The organism is Streptomyces poonensis, from assembly GCF_014650915.1.
In the GTDB taxonomy this organism is placed as follows: domain Bacteria; phylum Actinomycetota; class Actinomycetes; order Streptomycetales; family Streptomycetaceae; genus Streptomyces; species Streptomyces poonensis.
This window is the reverse complement of the sequence record NZ_BMVW01000001.1, coordinates 995,112-1,018,026: the sequence shown is the minus strand read 5'-3', so window position 1 is coordinate 1,018,026 and position 22,915 is coordinate 995,112. Positions and strand designations below refer to the sequence as shown.

Annotated in this window: 11 protein-coding genes; 8 read left to right on the top strand and 3 right to left on the bottom strand. The window is 72.0% G+C overall.

Annotated elements, in window-relative coordinates:
- Window positions 1–95: 95 nt before the first annotated feature.
- Window positions 96–1,319 carry a nucleotide sugar dehydrogenase gene (locus IE242_RS04420; RefSeq protein ID WP_189855441.1) on the bottom strand — a complete coding sequence of 408 codons (1,224 nt, stop codon included), beginning with the start codon at window positions 1,317–1,319 and terminating at the stop codon, window positions 96–98.
- Between the two features lie 273 nt (window positions 1,320–1,592).
- Between IE242_RS04420 and IE242_RS04415 the strand changes: the two genes are divergently transcribed.
- Window positions 1,593–3,299: a glycerol-3-phosphate dehydrogenase/oxidase gene (locus tag IE242_RS04415; RefSeq protein ID WP_189855439.1), complete on the top strand. Its 1,707-nt coding sequence runs from the start codon at window positions 1,593–1,595 to the stop codon at window positions 3,297–3,299.
- 176 nt (window positions 3,300–3,475) lie between these two features.
- Here IE242_RS04415 and IE242_RS04410 read toward each other — a convergent pair whose 3' ends face one another.
- On the bottom strand, window positions 3,476–4,705 hold the full coding sequence (locus tag IE242_RS04410) for a serine hydrolase domain-containing protein (protein ID WP_189855437.1): 1,230 nt from the start codon (window positions 4,703–4,705) through the stop codon (window positions 3,476–3,478).
- 422 nt (window positions 4,706–5,127) lie between these two features.
- Here IE242_RS04410 and IE242_RS04405 point away from each other — a divergent pair, with 422 nt between their 5' ends.
- The 4 genes from IE242_RS04405 (at window position 5,128) to IE242_RS04390 (ending at window position 14,730) form a co-directional block, all read left to right on the top strand.
- Window positions 5,128–7,386: a serine/threonine-protein kinase gene (locus IE242_RS04405; protein WP_189855435.1), complete on the top strand. Its 2,259-nt coding sequence runs from the start codon at window positions 5,128–5,130 to the stop codon at window positions 7,384–7,386.
- A 219-nt stretch (window positions 7,387–7,605) separates the two neighbouring features.
- A complete protein-coding gene (locus IE242_RS04400; protein ID WP_189855433.1) occupies window positions 7,606–10,671 on the top strand; it encodes a serine/threonine kinase C-terminal domain-containing protein in 3,066 nt (1,021 codons plus the stop codon).
- A 548-nt stretch (window positions 10,672–11,219) separates the two neighbouring features.
- Window positions 11,220–12,950 carry a serine/threonine-protein kinase gene (locus IE242_RS37355; RefSeq protein ID WP_229858155.1) on the top strand — a complete coding sequence of 577 codons (1,731 nt, stop codon included), beginning with the start codon at window positions 11,220–11,222 and terminating at the stop codon, window positions 12,948–12,950.
- A gap of 91 nt (window positions 12,951–13,041) precedes the next feature.
- Window positions 13,042–14,730, top strand: coding sequence for a serine/threonine-protein kinase (locus IE242_RS04390; protein ID WP_189855432.1), 1,689 nt, complete (start codon window positions 13,042–13,044; stop codon window positions 14,728–14,730).
- Window positions 14,731–14,806: 76 nt separating this feature from the next.
- Here the strand turns inward: IE242_RS04390 and IE242_RS04385 are convergent, their stop codons facing one another.
- Window positions 14,807–17,065 (bottom strand): glycosyltransferase family 4 protein, encoded by a 2,259-nt coding sequence (locus IE242_RS04385; protein WP_189855430.1) that lies wholly within the window; start codon window positions 17,063–17,065, stop codon window positions 14,807–14,809.
- Between the two features lie 523 nt (window positions 17,066–17,588).
- Here IE242_RS04385 and IE242_RS04380 point away from each other — a divergent pair.
- The 3 genes from IE242_RS04380 to IE242_RS04370 all read left to right on the top strand — a co-directional run bounded on the left by IE242_RS04380 (window position 17,589) and on the right by IE242_RS04370 (window position 22,794).
- Window positions 17,589–18,989 (top strand): diacylglycerol/lipid kinase family protein, encoded by a 1,401-nt coding sequence (locus IE242_RS04380; protein ID WP_189856398.1) that lies wholly within the window; start codon window positions 17,589–17,591, stop codon window positions 18,987–18,989.
- A gap of 101 nt (window positions 18,990–19,090) precedes the next feature.
- Complete coding sequence (locus IE242_RS04375; RefSeq protein ID WP_189855428.1) at window positions 19,091–21,019, top strand: serine/threonine-protein kinase; 1,929 nt, start codon at window positions 19,091–19,093, stop codon at window positions 21,017–21,019.
- A 128-nt stretch (window positions 21,020–21,147) separates the two neighbouring features.
- Complete coding sequence (locus IE242_RS04370; RefSeq protein ID WP_189855426.1) at window positions 21,148–22,794, top strand: succinic semialdehyde dehydrogenase; 1,647 nt, start codon at window positions 21,148–21,150, stop codon at window positions 22,792–22,794.
- The last annotated feature ends 121 nt before the right edge of the window (window positions 22,795–22,915 follow it).

Genomic DNA, 22,915 nt, shown 5'->3' with positions numbered 1-22,915 from the left:
TAGCCGCTGCGGTGGGCTCCACCTGCGTCTACGGTACCGGCACGGGATGTCGTGAGCCACCAGCCCCGGATGCCCGGTCACCTCACGCGCCCCCTTCACAACCGATGCGCTGCCCCGGTCGGAGTCGCCCCGCGCGTGTCCAGCAAGAGCTGCGCCTTCGCGGACAGCCCCTGCAGGTCGTACGTGCGGTGGTGCTGGAGCAGGAGTGTCAGGTCGGCGTCGGCGACGGCCTCGTAGAGGAGGTCGGCGCGGGGGACGGGGCGGTCGAGGACGCTCCAGGACCCGACGTACGGGTCGTGGAAGCTGACGGCGGCGCCGAGCTCCATCAGGCGCCGCGCGATCTCGCGCGCGGGAGAACCCTGCTGGTCGGCGACGTCGGGCTTGTAGGTGACGCCGAGGAGGAGGACGCGCGCGCCGCGGGCGGACTTGCCGTGCTCGTTGAGCAGGGTGGCCGCGCGCTGGACCACGTACGGGGGCATGTGGTCGTTCACCTGCCGGGCCAGTTCGACCAGCCGCAGGGAACGCGGGGCCTGTCCGGCCAGGTCCTGGGGGACGCCGTGGCCGCCGACGCCGGGGCCCGGGCGGAAGGCCTGGAAGCCGAACGGCTTGGTCTCCGCGCAGCGGATCACGTCCCACAGGTCGATGCCCAGGTCGTGGCAGAGGACGGCCATCTCGTTGACGAGCGCGATGTTCACGAGCCGGTAGTTGGTCTCCAGGAGCTGCACCGTCTCCGCCTCGCGGGGTCCCCGCGCGCGTACCACCTTGTCGGTGAGCCGGCCGTAGAAGGCGGCCGCCGACTCGGTGCAGGCGGGAGTGAGGCCGCCGATGACCTGGGGGGTGTTGGCGGGGGAGTGGTCGCGGTTGCCGGGGTCGGTGCGGCCGGGCGAGTACGCGAGGTGGAAGTCGCGGCCCGCGCGCAGTCCGGAGCCCTCCTCCAGGAGCGGGAGCAGGAACTCCTCCGTGGTCCCCGGGTGCACGGACGACTCCAGGATCACCGTGGTGTGCGGGCGCAGCCGGGCGGCGAGCGTCCGAGCGGCGGCGGCCACATGGGTGAGATCGAACCTGCCGTCCGCCCCGGAAGGGGTCGGTACGCAGATCACCGCCGTACGGACGCGCCCGAGCTCGGCCGGGCTGTTGGTGGGCCGGAAGCCATCGGCGAGCATACGGCGGAGTTCGGGGGCGGTGAGGCAGCCGCCGCTCTCCGGACCGGCCCCGGAGGGGCTCCGGTACCCGAGGGTCGGAATGCCGGCGGCGACGGCGGCCTGCGCCAGCGGCAGGCCGAGCGGGCCGAGTCCGATGACGGCGAGATCTGCGGGCATGGCGTGGGCCGTCCTTCCCAATAGCCGAAGTGGGACAGGCGCGCAAGCCCTGTGGACAGGATGAGCGAGCGCAATGTCAGACTAGGAGTAAATATGACCGATTTGCGGGATTGGTGGAGTGTCTTTCTTCGCGCGTCCCCGCCGGTTGTCCACAGGTCGGGAGGCGGGTGGTGGCCGGAGTGCGGCAAGGCGGTCAGAATTCTGGGCATGGGGGATGTGAGCAGGGCCCTGCCCGACGGGTGAGGCCGGCGCGACAGACAGCGGGAGGCAGCGGTGAGGACAGCGGCACTGGGACCGGCGCAGCGCGCCGAGTCACTGGCGGGAATGGCCGAGCGCGAGTTGGACCTGCTGGTCGTGGGCGGCGGGGTGGTCGGCGCGGGCACCGCGCTCGACGCCGTGACCCGCGGCCTGTCCACTGGGCTGGTCGAGGCCCGCGACTGGGCGTCCGGTACGTCCAGCAGGTCCAGCAAGCTGATCCACGGCGGTCTGCGCTATCTGGAGATGCTCGACTTCGGACTCGTCCGCGAGGCGCTGAAGGAACGCGGACTGCTGCTGGAGAGGCTGGCGCCCCACCTGGTCAAGCCCGTGCCGTTCCTGTACCCGCTGCAGCACAAGGGCTGGGAGCGGCTCTACGCGGGTTCGGGCGTGGCGCTCTACGACACGATGTCGATGGCCCGTGGACACGGCCGCGGACTCCCCGTCCACCGCCACCTGACGCGCCGCCACGCCCTGCGCGTGGCCCCTTGCCTGAAGAAGGACGCGCTGGTCGGAGCACTGCAGTACTACGACGCACAGATGGACGACGCCCGCTATGTGGCCACGCTGGTGCGTACGGCGGCGTCGTACGGGGCGAAGGTCGCCAACCGCGCGCGGGTGACCGGCTTCCTGCGCGAGGGCGAGCGTGTCGTCGGCGCCAGGGTGCGGGACGTCGAGGCGGGCGGCGAGTACGAGATCCGCGCCAAGCAGCTCGTCAACGCCACCGGTGTGTGGACGGACGACACCCAGGCCATGGTGGGCGAGCGGGGGCAGTTCCACGTACGGGCCTCCAAGGGCATCCACCTGGTGGTGCCGAAGGACCGCATCCACTCGTCGACCGGTCTGATCCTGCGGACCGAGAAGTCGGTGCTGTTCGTCATCCCGTGGGGACGGCACTGGATCGTCGGCACCACGGACACCGACTGGGACCTCGACAAGGCGCACCCGGCCGCCTCCAGCGCGGACATCGACTACCTGCTGGAGCACGTGAACTCCGTGCTGGCGGTGCCGCTCACCCGGGACGACGTCGAGGGCGTGTACGCCGGACTGCGCCCGCTGCTCGCCGGGGAGTCGGACGCCACCAGCAAGCTGTCGCGCGAGCACGTCGTGGCCCATGCCGTACCGGGGCTCGTGGTCGTCGCCGGCGGCAAGTACACGACGTACCGGGTGATGGCCAAGGACGCGGTGGACGAGGCGGTGCACGGACTTGATCTGCGGGTCGCCGAATGCGTCACCGAGGACGTTCCGCTGCTCGGTGCGGAGGGCTACCGGGCGCTGTGGAACGCCCGGGCGCGGACAGCGGCGCGGACCGGGCTCCACGTGGTGCGCGTGGAGCACCTGCTCAACCGGTACGGCTCGATGGCCGAGGAGGTGCTCGCGCTCATCGCGGACGACCCTTCCCTGGGGGAGCCCCTGCGGGCGGCCGACGACTATCTGCGGGCCGAGATCGTGTACGCGGCCTCGCACGAGGGGGCACGGCACCTGGACGACGTGCTGACGCGGCGGACGCGGATCTCGATCGAGACGTTCGACCGGGGTACGAGGAGCGCCCGGGAAGCGGCCGAGCTGATGGCTCCCGTGCTCGGCTGGGACCAGGACCACATCGAGCGCGAAGTTCAGCACTACGAGAAGCGGGTGGAGGCCGAGCGGGAGTCCCAGCGCCAGCCGGACGACCTGACGGCGGACGCGGCGCGGCTGGGGGCGCCGGAGATCGTGCCGCGCTGAGGTTCTTCGGTGTGGGCTGTTGCGGTCTCTTGCGGGCTGTCGCGGTGTGTTGCGGTCCGTGTGGTCCGTTGGTGCGTTGCGGTCCGTCCGGTCCGTTGCCTCAGGAGGCCGTCGGCCGTTGCGGTTCACCCGAACGGGCGTGGCGGTCCTGGATCTCTGCTCGAGACCCGTCCGTTCTACGGGATGCGGGGCGAGGCGTGGGACGACGAGCGGGCAGACGAACGGGACGAGGAACGAGGGCAGAACTCGGCGGTGAGCAGGGCGGGTTCGAGGCCGGGATCTGCCAGCGTGTCCGTGTTCACGCGGAAGGTGAGGACACGGCGGCCGTCGACGGTGGCTGCGGTGCGCACGTAGCTGCCGGAGATACGGCCGTCGTGTCCCCACACAGTGGTGCCGCACGACAGCTTCTCGGGATAGACACCCATGCCGTACCAGCCCTGTGCGGTCCGGGTGTCGAGCATCTCGTGCAGTCGGCCGGGCGGGAGCAGGTCGCCGCGCAACAGGGCCGCGTAGAAGCGGACCAGGTCGGTGAGCGTGGTGACGAGCTCGCCCGCCGCTCCGGCCACGCGCGGGTCGAGATCGGTGACGTCGGAGCCGTCGGCGGAGTAGGCGTGACCGTGCGGCGCCGGCAGTGAGGTACGTGCTCCCGGGAAGGACGAGCCCGTCAGACGGAGGGGGGTGATGATGCGGCGCTCGGCCTCGGTGGCGTACGGGTGGCCGGTCACCTGACGGATGACCATGCCCAGGATCACGTAGTTGGTGTTCGAGTAGGAGAAGCGGCCGGCGGCGGCCGGAGGGTGGGTGAGTGCCATGAGCAGAGCCTGACGTGGTGTCACGGCGACTTCGCCTCGTGTGTCGACGGTGAAGTCGGCCAGACCGCTGGTGTGGGTGAGCAGGGCGCGCAGGGTGATGGAGCGACCGTCGTTCCCCGAGCCTCGCACCAGGCCGGGCAGATAGTCCTCGACGGTGTCCGACAGGGACAGCCGCCGTTCCGCGGCTAGTTGCAGCACCACTGTGGCGATGAAGGTCTTGGTGATGCTGCCGGCGCGGAAGTGGTCGGTGAGACGGATGCCTTTGGCTGTGCGGTGGATGGCCGTGCGCGGCCTGGTGGTGCGCGGCCTGGTGGTGTGGGGACCGATGGTGCGGAGGCTCACGGCGTGGTGGTGGCTGGGGGACTCGGCGTGGGCGAAGCGCATCCCGGCCTTCTCGAGGGAGAGCAGCGCCGCTGCGGGGGCTTTGCCGCGACTGACCATGAGGGGAAGGACGGAGCCGGGGGCGGGCACGGGGGTGCGTCGGGTGTTTGGGGCAGGGGTTACTCCGGCCTGGGTGACGATCGGGGCGAGACCGGGGCCGAGGAGTACGGCCAGGGACACGGGTACGGCCAGTAGCGCTCTGCGGGATGGCATCGCAGTCCTTTCCTCCCCTTACTCCGCGCGGCCTGTCATACAGGAGGAATCAGGGATTACCACAGATCACTAGGGGCTTTCCGGGTACTGGCCCGGGGAGGTCGTGGCCGAAACGCACGCCGTGCCGCGGTGCTTGACCGGGCCTCGGGCGGAGCGGGCTGTCCGGCGACTCCAGGGCGCGTCGGGCCCGAGAGTGCGCCTCCTTATGAGTTCCGGCCGGTGTGGAGCTGGTGTTTCACTTCAGGGCGCCGTGGCCGGAACGCGCGCCCTCCTGCAAGGTGGGAAGGGGCGGTGGCGCGGTCGGCGCCCGTCGGCGGGGCGTGGCCACGGGGGTGGTTGAGGAAGAGACACCCTGGGCGTGAAGCAGTTGTCGCGTGAGGGACAATGAAGGCTCTGTCAGGGCGGGTTGCATGAGGGGACGCATGTCGGAGGCGGAGCGGGGCGGGGCATCCCGTCAGGACGAGAACACACGTCTCCTCGCCGGCCGGTACCGGCTGGGAGGAGTTCTCGGCCGGGGCGGCATGGGTACCGTGTGGCGGGCTGAGGACGAGACGCTGGGCCGTACGGTGGCCGTCAAGGAGCTGCGGTTCCCGTCGAGCATCGACGAGGACGAGAAGCGGCGGCTGATCACGCGCACGTTGCGGGAGGCCAAGGCGATCGCCCGGATCCGCAACAACGGGGCGGTGACCGTCTTCGACGTGGTCGACGAGGACGACCGGCCGTGGATCGTGATGGAGCTGATCGAGGGCAAGTCGCTCGCCGAAGTCATACGGCAGGACGGCACCCTCGAACCGAGGCGCGCCGCCGAGGTCGGCCTCGCGATCCTTGATGTGCTGCGCTCCGCGCACCGTGAGGGCATCCTGCACCGTGACGTGAAGCCGTCGAACGTGCTGATCTCCGACGACGGCCGGGTGGTGCTCACCGACTTCGGTATCGCCCAGGTGGAGGGCGACCCCTCCATCACGTCGACCGGCATGCTCGTGGGCGCCCCTTCGTACATCTCGCCGGAGCGGGCGCGTGGTCACAAGCCCGGTCCTGCGGCAGACCTGTGGTCGCTCGGTGGTCTGCTGTACGCGGCGGTCGAGGGCGTTCCGCCGTACGACAAGGGGTCGGCCATCGCCACCCTGACCGCGGTGATGACCGAGCCGGTCGATGAGCCGGCCAACGCGGGCCCGCTGAAGAAGGTGATACACGGGCTGCTCGCCAAGGACCCGGCCCAGCGGCTGGACGACGCGGGAGCCCGGGCGCTGCTCAACGAGGTGATCCACGCGTCGGATCCCGAGGAGGCCGAGCCGGCGGACGCGACGCGGGTCGTGGCGCTGCCGCCGGTGCCCGAGCAGAGAGCCAAGGACAGAGCGAGCAAGGACAGACCGAGCAAGGACAGAGCGGGTAAAGAGGGAGCGGACGCTTCCGGGGCGAAGTCGGGCGAGTCGGCTGAAGGCTGGCGCGGAGCGCTGCGTTCCGTGCGCAAGGCCGCGGCGGGGGCCGGTACGGCCGCGGCGGCGGGTGCCACGGGGACCCGGAGTGGCGGCCAAGAGGCCGTGAAGGGCAAGACGGCCGCGCAGAGCAGAGGGGCCGCGAAGGGCGGGGAGGCCGCGAAGACAGCTCCGTCTGCTTCACCTTCCCTGTCCTCTCCGTCCTCTCCGTCCTCTCCTTCTTCTCCTCCGCCTTCCTCGCTTTCCCCGTCTTCTTCCTCTTCGTCGTCCTCGGCCTCTTCCTCGGCTTCCTCCTCGATCTCTTCCGCGTCGTCCGGGGCGGGAGCCGTCGGAGGAAAGGCCGGCGGGACGGGGTCCGCGGGGCGGACGTCGTCGGGGTGGCCGCAGGTGCCGCCCCCGGACCTGCCGCCGCGTCCCGTGCCCAGAGCGCCGATCACCGATGTGGTGCCGCGGCGGACGCTGATCGTCGTCGCGGTGGTCGTCGTACTGGCCGTGCTCGGTACGGTGCTCGCGCTGACGCTCGGCGGCGGTGACGACGACAGCGGCTCGGGCGGCAAGAACGGCGACACCAAGTCGGCCGCGTCCCCTGCCGTGACCGGCAGCAGTGACGAGGACGAGGGCTCGGACGCCCGTACGGACAGCGATCGGACGGAGTCGGCCTCCGCTTCGGACGACTCCGCGAACAACGCCTCCGAAGCGGCGGACGGCGCCGGTGCGTCGGACGGTTCGGAGGGCTCGGACGACGCAGCGAGTGACGGCAACGGCAACGGCGGCGACAGCGACGGCGACGGTTCGGACGCCGGGGCCGACGGCATCGCGGAGTCCACGTACAAGAGCTCGCAGGGCTACTCGATCGGGCTGCCCGCGGGATGGGCGTACCGGTCGACGAGTGCGGCGGGTGACCGGTTCACGGGCCCCGACGGGCAGAAGCTGCTCATCGGGTGGACGTCCACGCCCAAGGACGATCCGGTGGCGGACTGGAAGAACCAGGAACGGTACATGGTGCGCCCCAAGTACCAGCGGGTCCGAATAGAGGCGGTGGACTACCGCGGCTGGAACACGGCCGACTGGGAGTTCACCTACGTGGACGGCGGCACCAAGTACCGGGTCATCGACCGCGGGTTCGTCGTGAACTCGGGGCTCGGTCACGCGCTGATGTACACGGCGAAGGACGCCAAGTGGGACGGCGAGCTGCGCAAGGACACCTGGCGGACGTTCACGAAGACGTTCACCCCGAAGTCCTGAGGCCGGCCGTCGTAGGTCAGGTCCTGATGTCCCTATCGGGGCCCTGATCGGGGGCCCGAAGGATGTCCGAAGCCTTTTCGTAACGGGGCGAATCTCGCATCTCCTCACTGCGCGTTGTCTTAGGCACGTATCGTGAGTCGTCGCGGACCGTACGTATAGAGATCGGAACGGTACGCAGAGCGAACGGATTTGAGCGACCGGGCGGCCGGGGGTGGCATCGTGGACGACTACGCGGGACGGGTACTCGCCGACCGCTACCGCCTTCCGCTGCCGCCGTCGGACGAGTACGAACTCGCCGAGAGCCGGGCCTTCGACACCTACAGCGGGCAGGAAGTCCTGGTACGGCAGGTTCCGTTGCCCGAGGTCGTCGAGGCGGAGGTGCTGGACGCCGACGGGCTCCCGGAGGGGTACGTCGCCCGGGACGGCGGGGCACGCCGGAGTACGGCGCGGACCACGCGCCGGCCCGTGGACCCGGCCGTACGGCGCGCGATCGAGGCAGCGCAGGCCGCCGCGCAGATCCCCGACCACCCGCGGCTGGACCAGGTCTTCGACGTGTTCGCAGAAGGCGGGTCGCTGTGGATCGTCAGCGAACTGGTGTCCGCCCGGCCGCTCGCGGCGCTGCTCGCCGAGGAGCCGCTGACGCCGTACCGGGCGGCCGAGATCGCCGCCGACGTCCTCACCGCGCTGCGCGCCCTGCACGCCCACGGCTGGGTGCACCGGAACGTCACCTCCCGCACGGTCCTCGTCTGCGACGACGGACGCGTGGTGCTCACGGGCCTGGCGTCCGGCGCGGCGGAGGAGGCGCTGTGCGGGTACGACCCCGTGCCGGCGCGGGACCCGCAGGACGAGGACGGACCGGACGCGCCCGGAGGGGGCGCGGGGCCCGACGGCGGATTCGACCAGCGATCTGAGCCCGGATTCGACCAGCGGCCTGATCCCGGATTCGGCCGGGGACCTGACCGCGGATCCGACCGAGGGCTTGACCGCGGATCCGACCGAGGGACTGACCACGGACTCGACCGCGCACTCGATCGCGGACGCGGCCGGGGACCTGACGGCGGCTACGGGTCCGTGGGCTCCCGTGGGCTTGAGCTCCCTACGTCCCGGAGCGGGGCGGCCGAAGCCGGTGCAGCCGACCCCGAGGCCGCCCGGCGTGCCGCCATCGAGGCGAGGGCCGGGGACGCGGGACCGGGCAGGGACCCGTCGACCGGGCAGCGCATCCTCGACACCGGCGGTGACGTACGGGCCGCGCGGGCCGGAGCGATCGCGGCCTACCGGGCCGGCGCGCGCGCCGCGGCCCGGGTGAACGAGGGGCAGGGGGACCGCCAGGGCACGCCACTGCCCGGACAGCGGCCGGTGCCGGGGAGCCCACCTGGTATGACGCCCGGTATGACGTCCGGTATGACGCCTGGTGAAGTTTCCGGTGCGGCTCCCGGTACGACCCCGGGCGTGCCCGGCCCGACCCCGGGCGGAACCGGAGCGACGCCGGGCTCCGGCGCGCAGCCGGCGTCCACGCCGCCCGGGCAGATCGCCGATCCGTATGGCGTTGGACGGTCCAACCCGTGGCACGGAGCGACGCCCCGCCCGGGAGTGCCCGCACCCGTGACCGGGCCGCAGGGCAGTGGCAGTCACCGTGGTGGTGGCAGCGTCAGCGGCGGTGGCAGTGCCGGTGGCAGTGGTGGCGGTTCCGCTCGGCCCGCGCTCCCCGGGGCGCACGCCACGGGCGCATCCGGCAGTGCCGCTCCATCGGCCGTGCCCGCGGCCGCACCCGCCGCCAGCAGCTGGGACCAGTTGGTCGGCGGCGGCGCCGCGCACCGCGGACCCACCACAGCACTGGCCGCCGAGCGTGCCCGGCAGGCGCGGATGGCGGTCGTCGGACCTGTGACGGAGCGCTGGGCACCGGAACAGGCCGGCCCCGTGCACGAGAACTGGCAGCTGGCCGCGCCGATCGGCCCCGCGACGGACCTGTGGGCGCTCGGGGCGCTGTTGTTCCGGGCCGTGCAGGGACACGCGCCCTACCCGGAGGAGAACACCGCCGAGCTGGTGCAGATGGTGTGCTCGGAGCCGCCCGCGTACGCGGAGGAGTGCGGACCGCTGCGGCCGGTGGTCGAGTCGTTGCTGCGCCAGGACCCCACCGATCGGCCGGACATCGAGGAACTGCGCGGCTGGCTGCGTTCGCTCGTACGGTCGGCGCCGGAACCCGAGGCCGGGATGCATGTGGTGGCGGCCCCCCCGGCGGACCCGAGGCGGCTGCCGATCAAGCGGCGTCGGGGCGAGCTCGTCCGCAGGCGCCGCCGCAACCGGATGACCGCCGCCCACCCGCACGGCCGTCACAAGCGAGCGAGCCAGGAGCGGGCGGCGACCGAACCCGTCGAGCCGTCCGGGCCGTCCAAGCTGTCCAAGGCGTCGAAGCCGTCCAGGGCACCGAAGGCGCGGAAGTCGTCCATGCCGTCGTCCGTGGCGTCCATGCCGTCCGTGTCGTCCCGGTCGTCCGGGGCGTCCAGGGCACCCAAGTGGTCCGAGCCGGTCACGTCTGTCGGTCCGTCCCAGCGGTCCGGGCCCCGCACTCTCGGGCGCAATCTGCTTCTGCTGGTCCTGCTCGCGCTGGTCGCGGCGATCACGTACGCCGTGATGTTCATGCCGAAGGCCGGGACGGACGGGAGCAGCGGCACGGACACCGACCGGACCGGTGCCTCCGGGAATGCCGGCCCCGGCCCCGCCCCCGAGGACAGCGGCGCGGCGCGGCCGGAGCAGTCCGCGCAGGAGGAGGACGACACGGAGCCGTCGGAGACGTCCGCCTCCACCAGGCCGCAGGGCAATGAACCGAAGATCGTCCAGGGGTTCACCCTGCGCGACGACCCCGAGGGGTTCCGGATCGCCGTGGCCAACGGCTGGGACCGTACGGCCCGTAACGGGCGCGGTCAGGTGGTCTACTCGCAGGGCCGCTTCGAGCTCATCGTCGTACCCGGGCGGGACAGCGCGGAGACCTTCGGCAGCGATCCGCTGGCGTACCAGCGGGAGGACGAGCGCGAGCTGCAGCCGTTCCGCGATTCGACGTGGGCCACGTCCAGCGGGATGCGGCTGATCGAAGTGGGCGGACGCAGCATGGCCGAGGGGCAGTTCACCTGGCAGGACGCCGACGGACGCGAGATGTTCGTGCGGAACCTGGCGATTCTTGTCGACGGCCGGTACCACGTCGTGCAGGTACGCGGCCCGGAGGCCGAGCGCGACGAGGTGACACGGCTGTACGAGCAGGCGCAGGGGACGTATCAGGTGACGGACTGAGCGCGGGGCCGGTGCCCTCCCTGCGGGGGCGGGCCCGATGACTGTCTCTGCGCGGGTCCGGTGCCGTCTCCGCGCGGGTCCGGCGCGGTTTCCGCGCGGGTCCGGTGCCGTCTCTGCAAGGATTCGGCCTTCCCTGCGGCGGCGCCGGACGATCGGGGGAGTCCGTCCCGGCGGGACCGAGCAGCGTGCGCGATTCCCGTGGCCGGGCCGGTCGAGGGCCGGTACACCGCGGACGGGGCAGTGCGGGCGCCGTGCCGCACTGCTGGTCGGTCGACGGGCGGGGGACAGGTGGAGTGGCGGGCGCGACGACGGTGTGGTGACGCGAGGGACGGCGGGTACGGCTGTGCGGGCTCCCGGCGTGCGCACCACTTCAACGCTTGACGGTCGGTCGCCCTTCCGCACGTCCGCCTTCGGGGAGCAAGGGGCGCGAGAGGCTCGATGGCGGACCGAAAGCGTACGCCCCCCGCGTGCGTCTGTACGGCGCTTACCGGCCACGCGCGGGTACGGCACCCCGGAGGGACTCCGTCCGGTGCGGCATGATGAGGCGTATGGGGACCGAGGGGGCCAACTTCCGCGTCATAGCTGGCCGTTACCGCCTGGAGGGCAGACTCGGCCGGGGTGGCATGGGTGTCGTCTGGCGGGCGACCGACCAGCTCCTCGGCCGACAGGTGGCGGTCAAGGAAATCGTCATCGATCCGTCGCTGTCCGGTGCGGAGTCGCGGCGGCAGCGCGAGCGCACCCTGCGTGAGGCCCGTGCGGTGGCGCAGCTCAGCCACCCGAACATCGTCGTCGTGCATGACGTCGTCGAGGAGGACGCGCAGCCGTACATCGTGATGGAGCTGATCGACGGCGGCTCGCTGGAGGACCGGATCACCGTGCACGGGCCGGTGGACGCGCGTGAGGCCGCCCGGATCGGCATCGACCTGCTGGGCGCGCTGCGGAAGGCGCACGACTCCGGCGTGCTGCACCGCGACCTCAAACCCGCGAACGTCCTGCTGGAGGAGGGCACCGACCGGGTCGTCCTCACCGACTTCGGCATCGCGCAGCTCCCGGGCGCGACGACGCTCACCGAGAGCGGGTCGTTCGTCGGCTCGCCCGAGTACACGGCGCCCGAGCGGATGTCGGGGGCGCGTACGGGGCCGGAGTCCGACCTGTGGTCGCTGGGCGCGCTGCTGTGCGCGGCGCTGAGCGGTGAGTCGCCGTTCCGGCGTGACTCGCTGGGCGGAATCCTGCACGCGGTCGTGGTCGACGAGATACGCCCGCCCGCGCAGGCCGCTCCGCTGCTTTCCGTCGTACTCGGCCTGCTGGAGCGGAATCCGGAGCTGCGGCTGGACGCGGTGGAGGCGGAGCGCTTGCTGCGGGCGTACCGGGAGACGGGGCGGATGCCGCAGGTGTCGCCGGGACACCTGCCGGTGCGGCGGCAGATACCGAGGCCGGCCTTCCTGTTCCGGGATCCTAGGCCCGCCCCGCCTGCGGAGCCGCCCTCGGGGCCGTCCCCGGGGCCGTCCCAGGGGTCGCTCGGCGGCGACGGAGGCGGGCCGTGGGATGTCGGCGGGGGCGCCGGGGATGTCGGGGATGCCGGGGATACCGGGGGTGCCGGGAGTGCCGGGGCGGCAGCCGAGGGTGTTTCCCCGGGTGCGCCCGGGACTGCTTCCGGTGGTGTGCGGGGGCCGGCAGCCCCGGCGACCTCGGCGACCTCGGCGACCTCGGCGACCTCGGCGACCTCGGCGGCCTCGGCGGCCTCGGCGGCCTCGGCGACCCCGGCAGCCCCGGGTGGCGCGGGCCAGGTGGGGGCCGGTGGCGGGCTGTTCGGGCTCGGGGCCGGGTTGCCCGGCCGGAGAGGAACCGAGCCATCGGGGCGTACTTCCTGGAAGGGCGCGTTGATCGCTGCGGCGCTGGTGGCCGCGATGGCCGGTGCGGGTGTGTCGGCGGCCGCGCTGCTGATGCGGGAAGGGGGGCACGGTGGGGGGCCGCCGTCGACTTCCGAGCCGCGTACGCCTACGGGGGTGACCTCGTCCCCCAGCGAGCCTTCTCCTGCGGAGTCGTCCACGAACTCGCTCACGACCTCGCCTACGTCGCCTACGTCGCCTACGTCGCCTACGGAGTCGACCACCGACTCGCCCAGGGAGTCGTCCCCGAGATCGCCCGCGAACTCCCCGACGCAGTCCCCCGCGCAGTCCCCCACGCAGTCCTTCGGGCAGCCGTCCACGATCTCCTTCACGGGAACCACGTCCGAGGAAACGTTTCGCGGCGATATCCCCCACTGGCATCGCTCATAAAAGGGAGATAAGTGACGCTCCGCGTCACGGGTCTGTGACTGGAAGGGGACGAGGGTGGAAGTGGGACGCCCGCCACGATAGAGATGACCCCATGAGCAGCGACGGGGGCGCCCCTCGTGGGGCGGACGAGCCGACAAGTTTCGGTCTGCAACCGCCACGGCCGGGTGTGCCGTACCCGGGGAACCCGTACGCCCGGCCCCAGGAGCCGGAGGTGCCCGCGCAGCCGGCGCCCACCGAGGCCGCACAGCGGACGCCCGCCCAGGTGACGAACCCGCCCGCGCAGGAACCCGGTGCCGGTCGGTTGATCGCAAGCCGTTACCGGTTGCTGGCGAAGCTCGGGCACGGCGGGATGGGCACGGTGTGGCGGGCCAAGGACGAGACGGTGGACCGCGAGGTCGCCGTCAAAGAGCCCCGCGTCCCCGATCACCTTCCCGACCGCGAACGAGGCAACGTCTTCGAGCGCATGCGTCGCGAGGCACGTGCCGCGGCCCGGCTCGACCACCCGGCGGTCGTGAACGTCCACGACGTGGCGGTCGTGGAGGGCAGACCGTGGATCGTGATGGAGCTGGTGCGGGGCCGTTCGCTGGGGGACGTCCTCCAGGAGGGCACTCTCGGGGCACGCGAAGCGGCGAGAGTCGGCCTGGAGGTCCTCGGCGCCCTGGAGGCCGCCCACGCGGCGGGCATCCTGCACCGTGACGTCAAGCCGGACAACGTACTGCTCGGCCGCCACGACCGGGTCGTCCTCACCGACTTCGGCATCGCGCAGATCGAGGGCGAGACGAATCTGACGGACACCGGCGGTTTCGTCGGCTCCCCCGAGTACATCGCGCCGGAACGCGTCCTCGGCCAGCGTCCGGGCCCGGCGTCCGACCTCTGGTCGCTCGGTGTCGTGCTCTACGCGGCCACGGAGGGCGTCTCGCCCTTCCGCCGCAGCACCACTCCGGCGACCCTTCAGGCCGTCCTCAACGCCACACCGGCCGCGCCCGCTGCGGCGAAGGGCCGGCTGGCCGAGGTGATCCACGGCCTGCTGGACAAGGACCCGTCGCGCCGCCCGTCCGCCGCCCAGGTGCGTGCCCTCCTGGAGGAGGTGGCGAAGCCGCCGGTGCCCACCGAGGTCATCCGGATCGCTCCTCCTGGCAGCGATGACGGTGACGGGGGCCTGCGGATCGGCCGCAAGACGCTGCTCGCCCTGGGCACGGCGGTCGTCGCGGCGGCGGTGGCGGCGTACCTGGTGATCGCGGAACCGTTCGCGGGCCCGCTGCCGGAGGGCTGGAAGAACCACGATCTCGGTTCGAGGATCGGCGCGAGCATGGGCGTGCCCGCCGGATTCGTGAAGAACGAGCCCGGCGACGACTGGGACGGCACCGACGTCACCTTCTCCGACCCGAGCGGCATGATGTCGATCAGTCTGGACCTCAGCCCGAAGTCCGACGACAAGGAGAACGAACTCCCGGCCTCCGCGCCGCTCCAGGCCTACGAGCACTGGACGACGATGAGGGACGGCGAGTACAGCTGGAACATCGCCGACACACCCGCACCGAAGGGCGACCCGAAAGAGACCGCCTACAAGGAACGCGAGGCCGCCGAGAACACGGTCGTCTACACGACCGCCGACACGTCGAACCCCCGGGTGCGGGAGGCCCGGCTGTTCTACTACAAGGCGGACAACGGCGACCTGTACCGCGTCTGGATCGACTACCCGGGCAAGGGCCACTTCACCGAAGAGGGCCGGGAGATCGCGAAGACCGTCGTCGAGAACCTGAAGATCCACAGGCTCTGAGGGCACCGCACGCACCGGCGTCGCGAGTGCGAGCGGAAGCACGGGACGTCGGTGCGTGGGGCGCCGGGCGAGGACCTCAACACAACCTGACCGCCAGGTCATTGCTGACGGTGAAGAAGAACCGGGCCCGCACCGTGACACCCTCCGCAGGGGTCAGGGCGACGGCCGGGTACTTGGTGGTCTTCTTGCGATCCACGACGTCGTCGAGCAGTCGCCCGAGCCGAACGGGAGCCGCGTCCTCAGCGGGACGCAGGAACAGGTCCCAGACCCCCTCCTCGCCGGAACCAGCGCCCTCCTCCTGATCGTCACCGGTGCCGACGGGCCCGGGCAGCGAAGTGAGCCGGACCCGGAAGCGCCGCCCCTGCACCGTCGTCACGGGCGTCTCGAGGTCCTCGGTCTCCTCGCCACGCGCGATGCCCACCAGAGCGGCCCCCGCGCCCAGCGGAGCTTCCCCGTGGACGACACCTTCCACGGCCAGCGACCCGTCGCCGGCGGACAGTCCGGTGACCTCGCCGTGCGCGGTGCGCCGGAAGGTACGCAGCGCGAGGTGGCCGCCCTTGGTCCGGTACGGGATCCACCAGGCGACGGACTCCTCGGGCGCGGGTGCCGCGTGCAGCAGACCGCGCTGTTCGACGAGCAGTGCGTCGAGGCGTCGCCGTACCCCGTCCGACGGCCGCTGGACATGAAGGTCCCAGCGCCCTTCGGCCAGTTCGAGCCGGTCACGGGCCAAGGTGGCGGTCCAGGCCCCCTTCGCCTCGGTCGGCGGCTCCAGCGGCACCCGGAACTCCGCGTCACCGTGCCGATGCCGCAGCACGAGCGCGAACCCTTCCCCGGGCGGACCTGATGGACTGGATGCACCTGATGGACCGGATGCACCTGACGGGCCGGATGTACTTGATGGTCTGAATGCGCTTGATAGGCCGGATGCACCTGACGAGTCGGCTGAGCTGGAGAGGCCGGACGAGCCTGGTGAACCGGATGGACCGCACAGCCCCGAGGCGCGCACCCAGACCCGTACGCGCCCCTCCGTGTCGACCCGGCAGCCCCCCTGCGGCCGCAGCGGACGGGGTTTGGTGTCCGGGCGCGATGCGGGGCCGGAGTGATGCGCCTGTGAGGGAGCGGGCGTACGAGGCAGCAGATCGCGCACCGCGCGGCGCGCCCGGCGCATGACCCGCACCGCGACCGGAGTGCGCGCCTCCCGCAGCTCGGCGAAGAGTTGCTCGTACTCGCGGGCGATCACCCGAGGGGCGTACCGCTGCACGGCCGCACGGCCTGCGGCGCCGAGGCGGTCCCGCAGGCCCGGGTCCTCGATCAGCCGCAGCAGCCCACCGGCGAGCGCGTCCGCGTCACCCGGTGGCACGAGCAGCCCGTCGTGCCCGTCGGTGATGATCTCGCCCGGTCCGTGCGGGCAGTCGGCGGCGACCACGGGTGCACCGGCGTGCATGGCCTCCAGGATCGTCATCCCGAACGACTCCCACTCGGAGCTCACCGCCGCGACGGACGCCTTGGCCCACTCGGTCTCGATGACGGCGTGCGGCCCCATGAGGAACACGTGGTCGTTCAGGCCGAGCGCGTCGACGGCGGCACGGAGGTTCGCCCGCTCGGGGCCCTGACCGTAGATGCGCAGCCGCCACTCCGGGTGTACGGCCGCGATCTTGGCGAAGGCCTCGATGAGCAGGTCGTAGCGCTTGACACGGACGAGCCGCCCGGCGGCGACCACCAACGGCACCCGCAGGTCGGAGGGCTCGGCCTGCGGTTCGGGCGCGGTGTTCGCGATGCCGGTGATCCGTGTTCCGACCCCGGGCAGATGCCGACGGTGGTCGGCGGCGTCGCGCGCGGAGACGGTCACGAAGCCGTCCAGGTGACGGATCGCCTGGTTCTGCGCCGTGCGGACACCGGACACGTGGTGGTCGTACGACAGGTGCTCCTGCCCGATCCGCAGATAGCGGCGTGATCCGTGCTCCGCGAGCAGCACCACGAGCGCGGGCCGCGTCGCGACGACGACATCGGCGTCCGTGGTGTCGAGGAAGGCGCACAGGCGCTGGTCGGTGAGCGCGGTGTAGCGGTGGGCTAGCACTTCCGTCGGTGGTACGACGTCGGAGGGCCGGGCCATGAGTTCGTGCGCGCCCTCGTACGAGGGCGCTTCGGGACGCTCGTCGACGAGAGGCTGTAACCGGACCTTCCCGCTCACGCCGAGCAGCGGCTTGTCCGCGGTGCGGAACACCGACACGACCTCGACCTCATGGCGGGCGGCCAGCGCTCCGGCCAGATTGAGGGTCGAGCGGACCGTGCCGCCGATGGCATAGGCGTTGTGCAGCAGAAAGCTGATCCTCATGACGCGCGTGGACTCCACTCTCGGGACGTCACGGCGGCTTACGGCGCGCGGTTCACGGCACGTTGCTCACGGCTCACGGGACGCGGTTCACGGCTTACGGCACGCTCGGACGTCGATCCGGGGCGACGGCCCGGCCGGCCGTGCCCGCTCTCTCCAACAGTGCGAGGTCCCGGAAGGTCCCGGGCACGGTGCCGACGGTCACGCTTTCCGGGGGACACGCTTCTTCACTCTTTCGGCCGTGGGTCGGCCGGTCGGGTGAGTGAGGATCCTGAATGATCGCGGTGTACGGCGGTGACTGTCCACGCTGCGGCAGCGCCTGGCGTTCGATGCTGTGCGCGGGAGGGGATGGGCTCTGGAGTTGATCGTTCCGCACGTCTGACCGCTTCTCCGCTCTACCCTTTTCATTGTCGAGCGCATGATCGGCGACAGGGGCGGGCGGGGCGGGCGGGGCGGGCGGAATGGGGGATGGGCGCAGTGGGGGGATGGGTGGAATGGGGGGATGGGGGATGGGGGGATGAGTGGGGTGGGCATCGATTTCGACGGACGGGCTCACGCGCGGCAGCGCTGGGCGGCCCGTGTCGCGTTGGGCGCCGCGGCCCTGGCCGTGCTGCTGCCCGTGGCCGTCGCCAGGGCCGCGAGTGTGCTGTTGCTCGCCGGCGGTCTGCTGGGCGTGGGGCTCGCCCTCGCCGGGCTCTGGTGGGCGCTGACCCGTAAGGGAGCGGCCCGGGGCGCCGCCGTCCTGCTCGCGGTCGCCGCGCCCGTCGTCGTCGCGGTGCTGTTCGCCGCCGCCAACCTGCTGTGGATCGTCGTCGTGTCCCTGGCGCTGTGGGCGCTGGCGGTGTGGGCGGGCAAGTTCGCGCTGAGCAGCACGAGGTCCCATCAGGTGCGCGTGCGTGAGTATCGTGCGCCCGTCCCGGAACGGCCGTTCCTGATCATGAATCCGCGGTCCGGTGACGGCAAGGTGGAACGGTTCGGGCTGAAGGAGAAGGCCGAGCGACTGGGCGCGCGTGTCCATCTGCTCGACCCGGACCGGACGGACGGGGACGAGGACGTCGTCGCGCTCGCCCAGGACGCGGTCCGGGGCGGCGCCGACCTGCTCGGTGTCGCCGGTGGGGACGGTACGCAGGCGTTGGTCGCCGCCGTCGCCGCCGAGCACGACCTCCCCTTCCTCGTGATCTCCGCCGGTACCCGCAACCACTTCGCCATGGATCTCGGGCTCGACCGCGACGACCCCGCCGCCTGCCTCGACGCGCTCACCGCCGCGGGCGTCGAACTCCGCGTCGACCTCGGGTTCGCCGAGAGTCCCGGGGCCGGCGCACCGTACCCCTTCGTCAACAACGCCTCCTTCGGCGCCTACGCCGCAGTCGTGCAGAGCCCGGAGTACCGGGGCGACAAGGTGCGTACGGCACTGGAGCTGCTGCCCGACCTGCTCACCCACCAGCGCGGGCCGACGCTGGTCGCGTACGCCGAGAAGACCGTCGTCGAGGCGCCCCAGGCCGTGCTCGTCTCCAACAACCCCTACCGCAGCGACGACCTGCTCGGCCTCGGGCGGCGCGAGCGGCTGGACTCCGGTTGGCTGGGAGTGCTCGGCATCAAGGTGGGGAACGCCGCCGAGGCCGCCGCCCTGCTGCTCGGACCCAACGCCCCCGGTGTCACCGTCCTGACCGCCCAGGAGGTGATCGTCGAGGCCGACCGGTCCGAGATCGACGTGGGGATCGACGGAGAGGCGCTGTGCCTGCCGACGCCCGTACGGTGCCGGATCGCGCCGCGCGCCCTGCGGGTGCGGGTGCCCGCCGACCGGCCCGGCGTCCCGGACCCCACACCGCCCCTGGACTGGCGACGGCTGCGCAAGCTCGCGGCGGCCGTCGGACGCACGGCCCTGCCCAAGAGCCGCCAGGGCCCGCGGGTCAGTAAGGAAGCATAGGCAGCAGGGACAGCAGGGACAGCAGGGCCAGCTGCCGAGATCCGCGGGACTGAGGCGGAGCGCCGTCGACAAGCTCCCGCCCTGCGCGGTACTGATGGGACATGAGCGAAGAGGCGGGCAACGGGGTACCAGGAGGGCGCCTGCTCGGCGGCCGCTACCGCCTCACCGAGCGCATCGGTTCCGGAGGCATGGGCACCGTGTGGCGTGCCGTCGACGAACTCGTCGAGCGTGAGGTCGCGGTCAAGCAGCCCCGCCTGCCCGGGGACCCGGAGAACCCCGGCGACGCCGGCCGCCGGCGCGCCGCCCACCGGCTGCACCGCGAGGCCAGGGCCGCCGCCCGTGTCGACCACCCCGCCGCCGTGTCCATCCACGACGTGGTCGTGGAGGACGGGCTGCCGTGGATCGTCATGGAGCTGATCCGGGGCGAGTCCCTCCACGAAGTCCTCCAGCGCGGTGCCCTCGGGCCCGCCGAGACCGCCCGTATCGGCCTGGCCGTCGTGGGGGCCCTCAAAGCCGCTCACGACGTGGGCATCGTGCACCGTGACGTGAAACCGGCCAACGTGCTCATCGGCCGCCACGACCGCGTCGTCCTCACCGACTTCGGCATCGCCCACATCCAGGGAGAGGAGTCCCTGACCGTGAGCGGCGAGTTCATCGGCTCGCTGGAGTTCGTCGCGCCGGAGCGGATGTCCGGGCGCGGCACCGGTCCGGCCTCCGACCTGTGGTCGCTGGGAGTCCTGCTGTACGCGGCTGTCGAGGGCTGGTCCCCGTTCCGGCGGACGACTCTGGAGTCCACCCTCGCCGCGATCCTCTCCGTCGAGCCGCCGGAGCCCCGGCAGGCCGGACCGCTCGGCCCGCTGATCGTTCGGCTGCTCGCCAAGGCCCCGGAGGACCGGCCCGGTGCGGAGGAGGTCGCGACCGTACTGGAGGCCGTGGCGGAGGGCTGGCCCGTACCGGAGAAGGGATCGCCGGTTCCTCCGCAGGACGCCTCCGGGCTGCGGGAGTTCGCCGACGACGTCGGTACGGTGCGTCTCCGCGGCGCCACCGGCTCCGCCGACGAGACGGAGGAACCGGGCGGCGGCGCACGAGGCGACGTACGAGGTGACGTACGAGATGACGTACGAGGCGACGTACGGCAGGCCGAGCCGGGCGGTGATGTGCTGCGGGAGGATCTGGGCGGCGACGTACCGCGGGAAAAACCGGAGCTGAAGCCGGAGCCGGAGCTGAAGCCGGAGCCGGAGCAGGATCCGGAGCCGGAGCCGGAGCCGGACGGCGCCGCGTCCGCGCCTCCGTCCCAGCGGGCCCCCGAGTCACTCACGGCGTCCTCACCCGCCAAGCATTCCCGCATACCCGCCCGCCTCCTCACCACCACACTCCTCGGCGCAGCTCTCCTGGTCGGCGGGGTCTGGATCGGCACCTCCCTCACTGACGACGGCCACGACAGCGGATCCGTGACCGCCGGTTCCGCGAACGAGCCCTCCGGATCCAGCCCTTCGTCTCCCGGCTCCTCCGATTCCCCTGAGGTCTCCGACCCTCCGGCCACTTCCCACTCCTCCGACTCCCCCTACCCCTCCGGCAGCTGGGTCGCCCACCAGGAGAAGGATCTGAAAGCCGTACTCTCCCTGCCCCGGCAGTACCTGCGCTTCCACGAGCAGGGCGGGCCGAACGACCAGCCCAGGATGGCGCTGTACGACAACGACGGGGTCATCGAGGTACGTCTGACCCAGTGGGACCTGGCGCCGCTCTCACCGAGGGGGCAGGCGGAGGAGGCGGCCGAGACCTGGGCCGGGTACGGAGAGTCCAAGACGCTGTACACGTCGACCAGCTTCCACGGGTACGAGGCGGTGCTCGCCGACACCACGTACGAGACGGAGGGAAGGCGTATCAGGACGATGGAGCTGTTCGTCCTCGTCGACGACGGCCGGATGTACGAACTGCGCGTGGACATGCCGAAGGGAACGCCGGACGAGAAGAGGGGCACCGCTGTCTTCAAGGGAGCCCGGGAGCGGCTGGAGATCCTCACGACGTGACCACGATGTGGCACAAGGCCCTGATCAGCGCATTCGTTGCCACCGATCACTGGCGCGGTGTGTATGCACGGTGAAACCCTGTTACCGACGGGTACCCAAAGCCTTCGCGCAGGCATACCCTGCGCCTCATGACCGACGCGCAGGCTCCTGAGAAGGCCAGTACGGGCATGACCGGTGCGACTGGCACCCCCGGTCTCAACCCCGTTGCCCCCACCCCGGAGGGCGTCCGCACGGCCGCGGACGTGGTCACCCCGGAACTGGTCGCCCAGCTCACCAAGGGAGTGGCGGGCTCCGGCAGTACGGCCGTCCACACGCCGTTCACCGGAGAGAAGCTGGCCGACCTGCCCGAGGCGACGCCCGAGGACGTGCACAAGGCGTTCGAGCAGGCGCGCGCCGCACAGGTCGTCTGGGCCCAGGTGCCCGTACGGCAGCGCGCGGCCGTCCTGCTCCGCTTCCACGACCTGCTGCTCGAACGCCAGGCCGAGGTGCTGGACCTGATCCAGCTGGAGACCGGCAAGGCGCGACTGCACGCCCACGAGGAGGTGCAGGCCGTCGCCGTGGCGGCGCGGCACTACGGGCGCGGGGCGGCCGCGTATCTGAGGCCCAAGCGGCACACCGGCGCCATACCCACGCTCACGCGCGTCACCGAACTGCGCCACCCGCGCGGTGTCGTCGGCCAGATCGTCCCCTGGAACTACCCTCTGGAGCTGTCCGTCGGCGACGCGCTGCCCGCCTTCGTCGCGGGCAACGCGGTGGTGATGAAGCCCGACACGGAGAGCGCGCTCACCGCGCTGTGGGCCCGTGACCTGCTCATCGAGGCCGGGCTGCCCGCCGAGGCGTTCCAGGTCGTCATCGGCGCGGGACCGGTGGTCGGTCCCGAGGTCGTCCGGCGCGGCGACTACGTCTCCTTCACCGGCTCCACGCGCACCGGCCGCGAGGTCGCGCAGAGCGCCGCGGCCCGGCTCGTCGGCGTCTCCCTCGAACTCGGCGGCAAGAACGCCATGCTGGTCCTGGACGACGCCGACCTCGACAAGGCGGCCGCGGGCGCGGTCCGCGCCTGCTTCTCGTCCGCCGGCCAGCTCTGCATCTCCATCGAACGGCTGTACGTGCACGAGTCGGTCGCCGACGCCTTCCTGGAGCGGTTCGCGGCCCGCACGCGCGCGATGCGGCTGGGTACCGCCCTCGCGTACGGGGCCGACATGGGCTCGCTGGCCGGCGAGCGGCAGCTGGAGGCCGTCAAGCGGCACGTGGAGGAGGCTGTCGCCAAGGGCGCGAAGATCGTCGCCGGCGGGGTCGCCCGCCCGGACATCGGCCCGTACTTCTACGAGCCGACCATCCTCGACGGCGTGGAGGCCCCCATGGCCGTGTGCAATGAGGAAACGTTTGGTCCGGTCGTGTCCGTCTACCGCGTCAAGGACGAGGACGAGGCGATCCTGCTCGCCAACGCCACCCCGTACGGACTGAACGCGTCGGTGTGGACGAAGGACGGGCGCCGGGGCCGCGCGGTCGCCGCCCGGCTGCGCACCGGCACGGTCAACGTCAACGAGGGTTACGCCGCCGCGTACGGCAGCGTCCAGTCGCCCATGGGCGGCATGAAGGACTCCGGCCTCGGCCGCCGCCACGGCTCCGAGGGCATCCTCAAGTACACCGAGGCCCAGACCGTCGCCCACCAGCGGCTGCTGCCGATGGCGCCCTCGCTCGGCATGGACGACGAGAAGTACGCGGCGTTCATGAGCCGCAGCCTGAGGTTGATGAAGGCCTTCCGGCTGCGCTGAGCGCGGCACCCGGCCCGCTCCGTGGGCCGTGCCAGCCCCGTCCCCGCCCCTGCCGAATCCTGCCCCCGCCGACTCCTGCCGACTCCCGCCGACCCCGCCGACTCCGGCAGTTCTCAACGAG

What these genes read in the sequence shown, in the direction of transcription:
- IE242_RS04390 (WP_189855432.1), top strand. Translation starts at nt 13,042, where the DNA reads ATGAGCAGCGACGGGGGCGCCCCTCGTGGGGCGGACGAGCCGACAAGT.
- IE242_RS04420 (WP_189855441.1), bottom strand. Translation starts at nt 1,319, where the DNA reads ATGCCCGCAGATCTCGCCGTCATCGGACTCGGCCCGCTCGGCCTGCCG.
- IE242_RS04410 (WP_189855437.1), bottom strand. Translation starts at nt 4,705, where the DNA reads ATGCCATCCCGCAGAGCGCTACTGGCCGTACCCGTGTCCCTGGCCGTA.
- IE242_RS04370 (WP_189855426.1), top strand. Translation starts at nt 21,148, where the DNA reads ATGACCGACGCGCAGGCTCCTGAGAAGGCCAGTACGGGCATGACCGGT.
- IE242_RS04375 (WP_189855428.1), top strand. Translation starts at nt 19,091, where the DNA reads ATGAGCGAAGAGGCGGGCAACGGGGTACCAGGAGGGCGCCTGCTCGGC.
- IE242_RS04405 (WP_189855435.1), top strand. Translation starts at nt 5,128, where the DNA reads ATGTCGGAGGCGGAGCGGGGCGGGGCATCCCGTCAGGACGAGAACACA.
- IE242_RS04385 (WP_189855430.1), bottom strand. Translation starts at nt 17,065, where the DNA reads ATGAGGATCAGCTTTCTGCTGCACAACGCCTATGCCATCGGCGGCACG.
- IE242_RS37355 (WP_229858155.1), top strand. Translation starts at nt 11,220, where the DNA reads ATGGGGACCGAGGGGGCCAACTTCCGCGTCATAGCTGGCCGTTACCGC.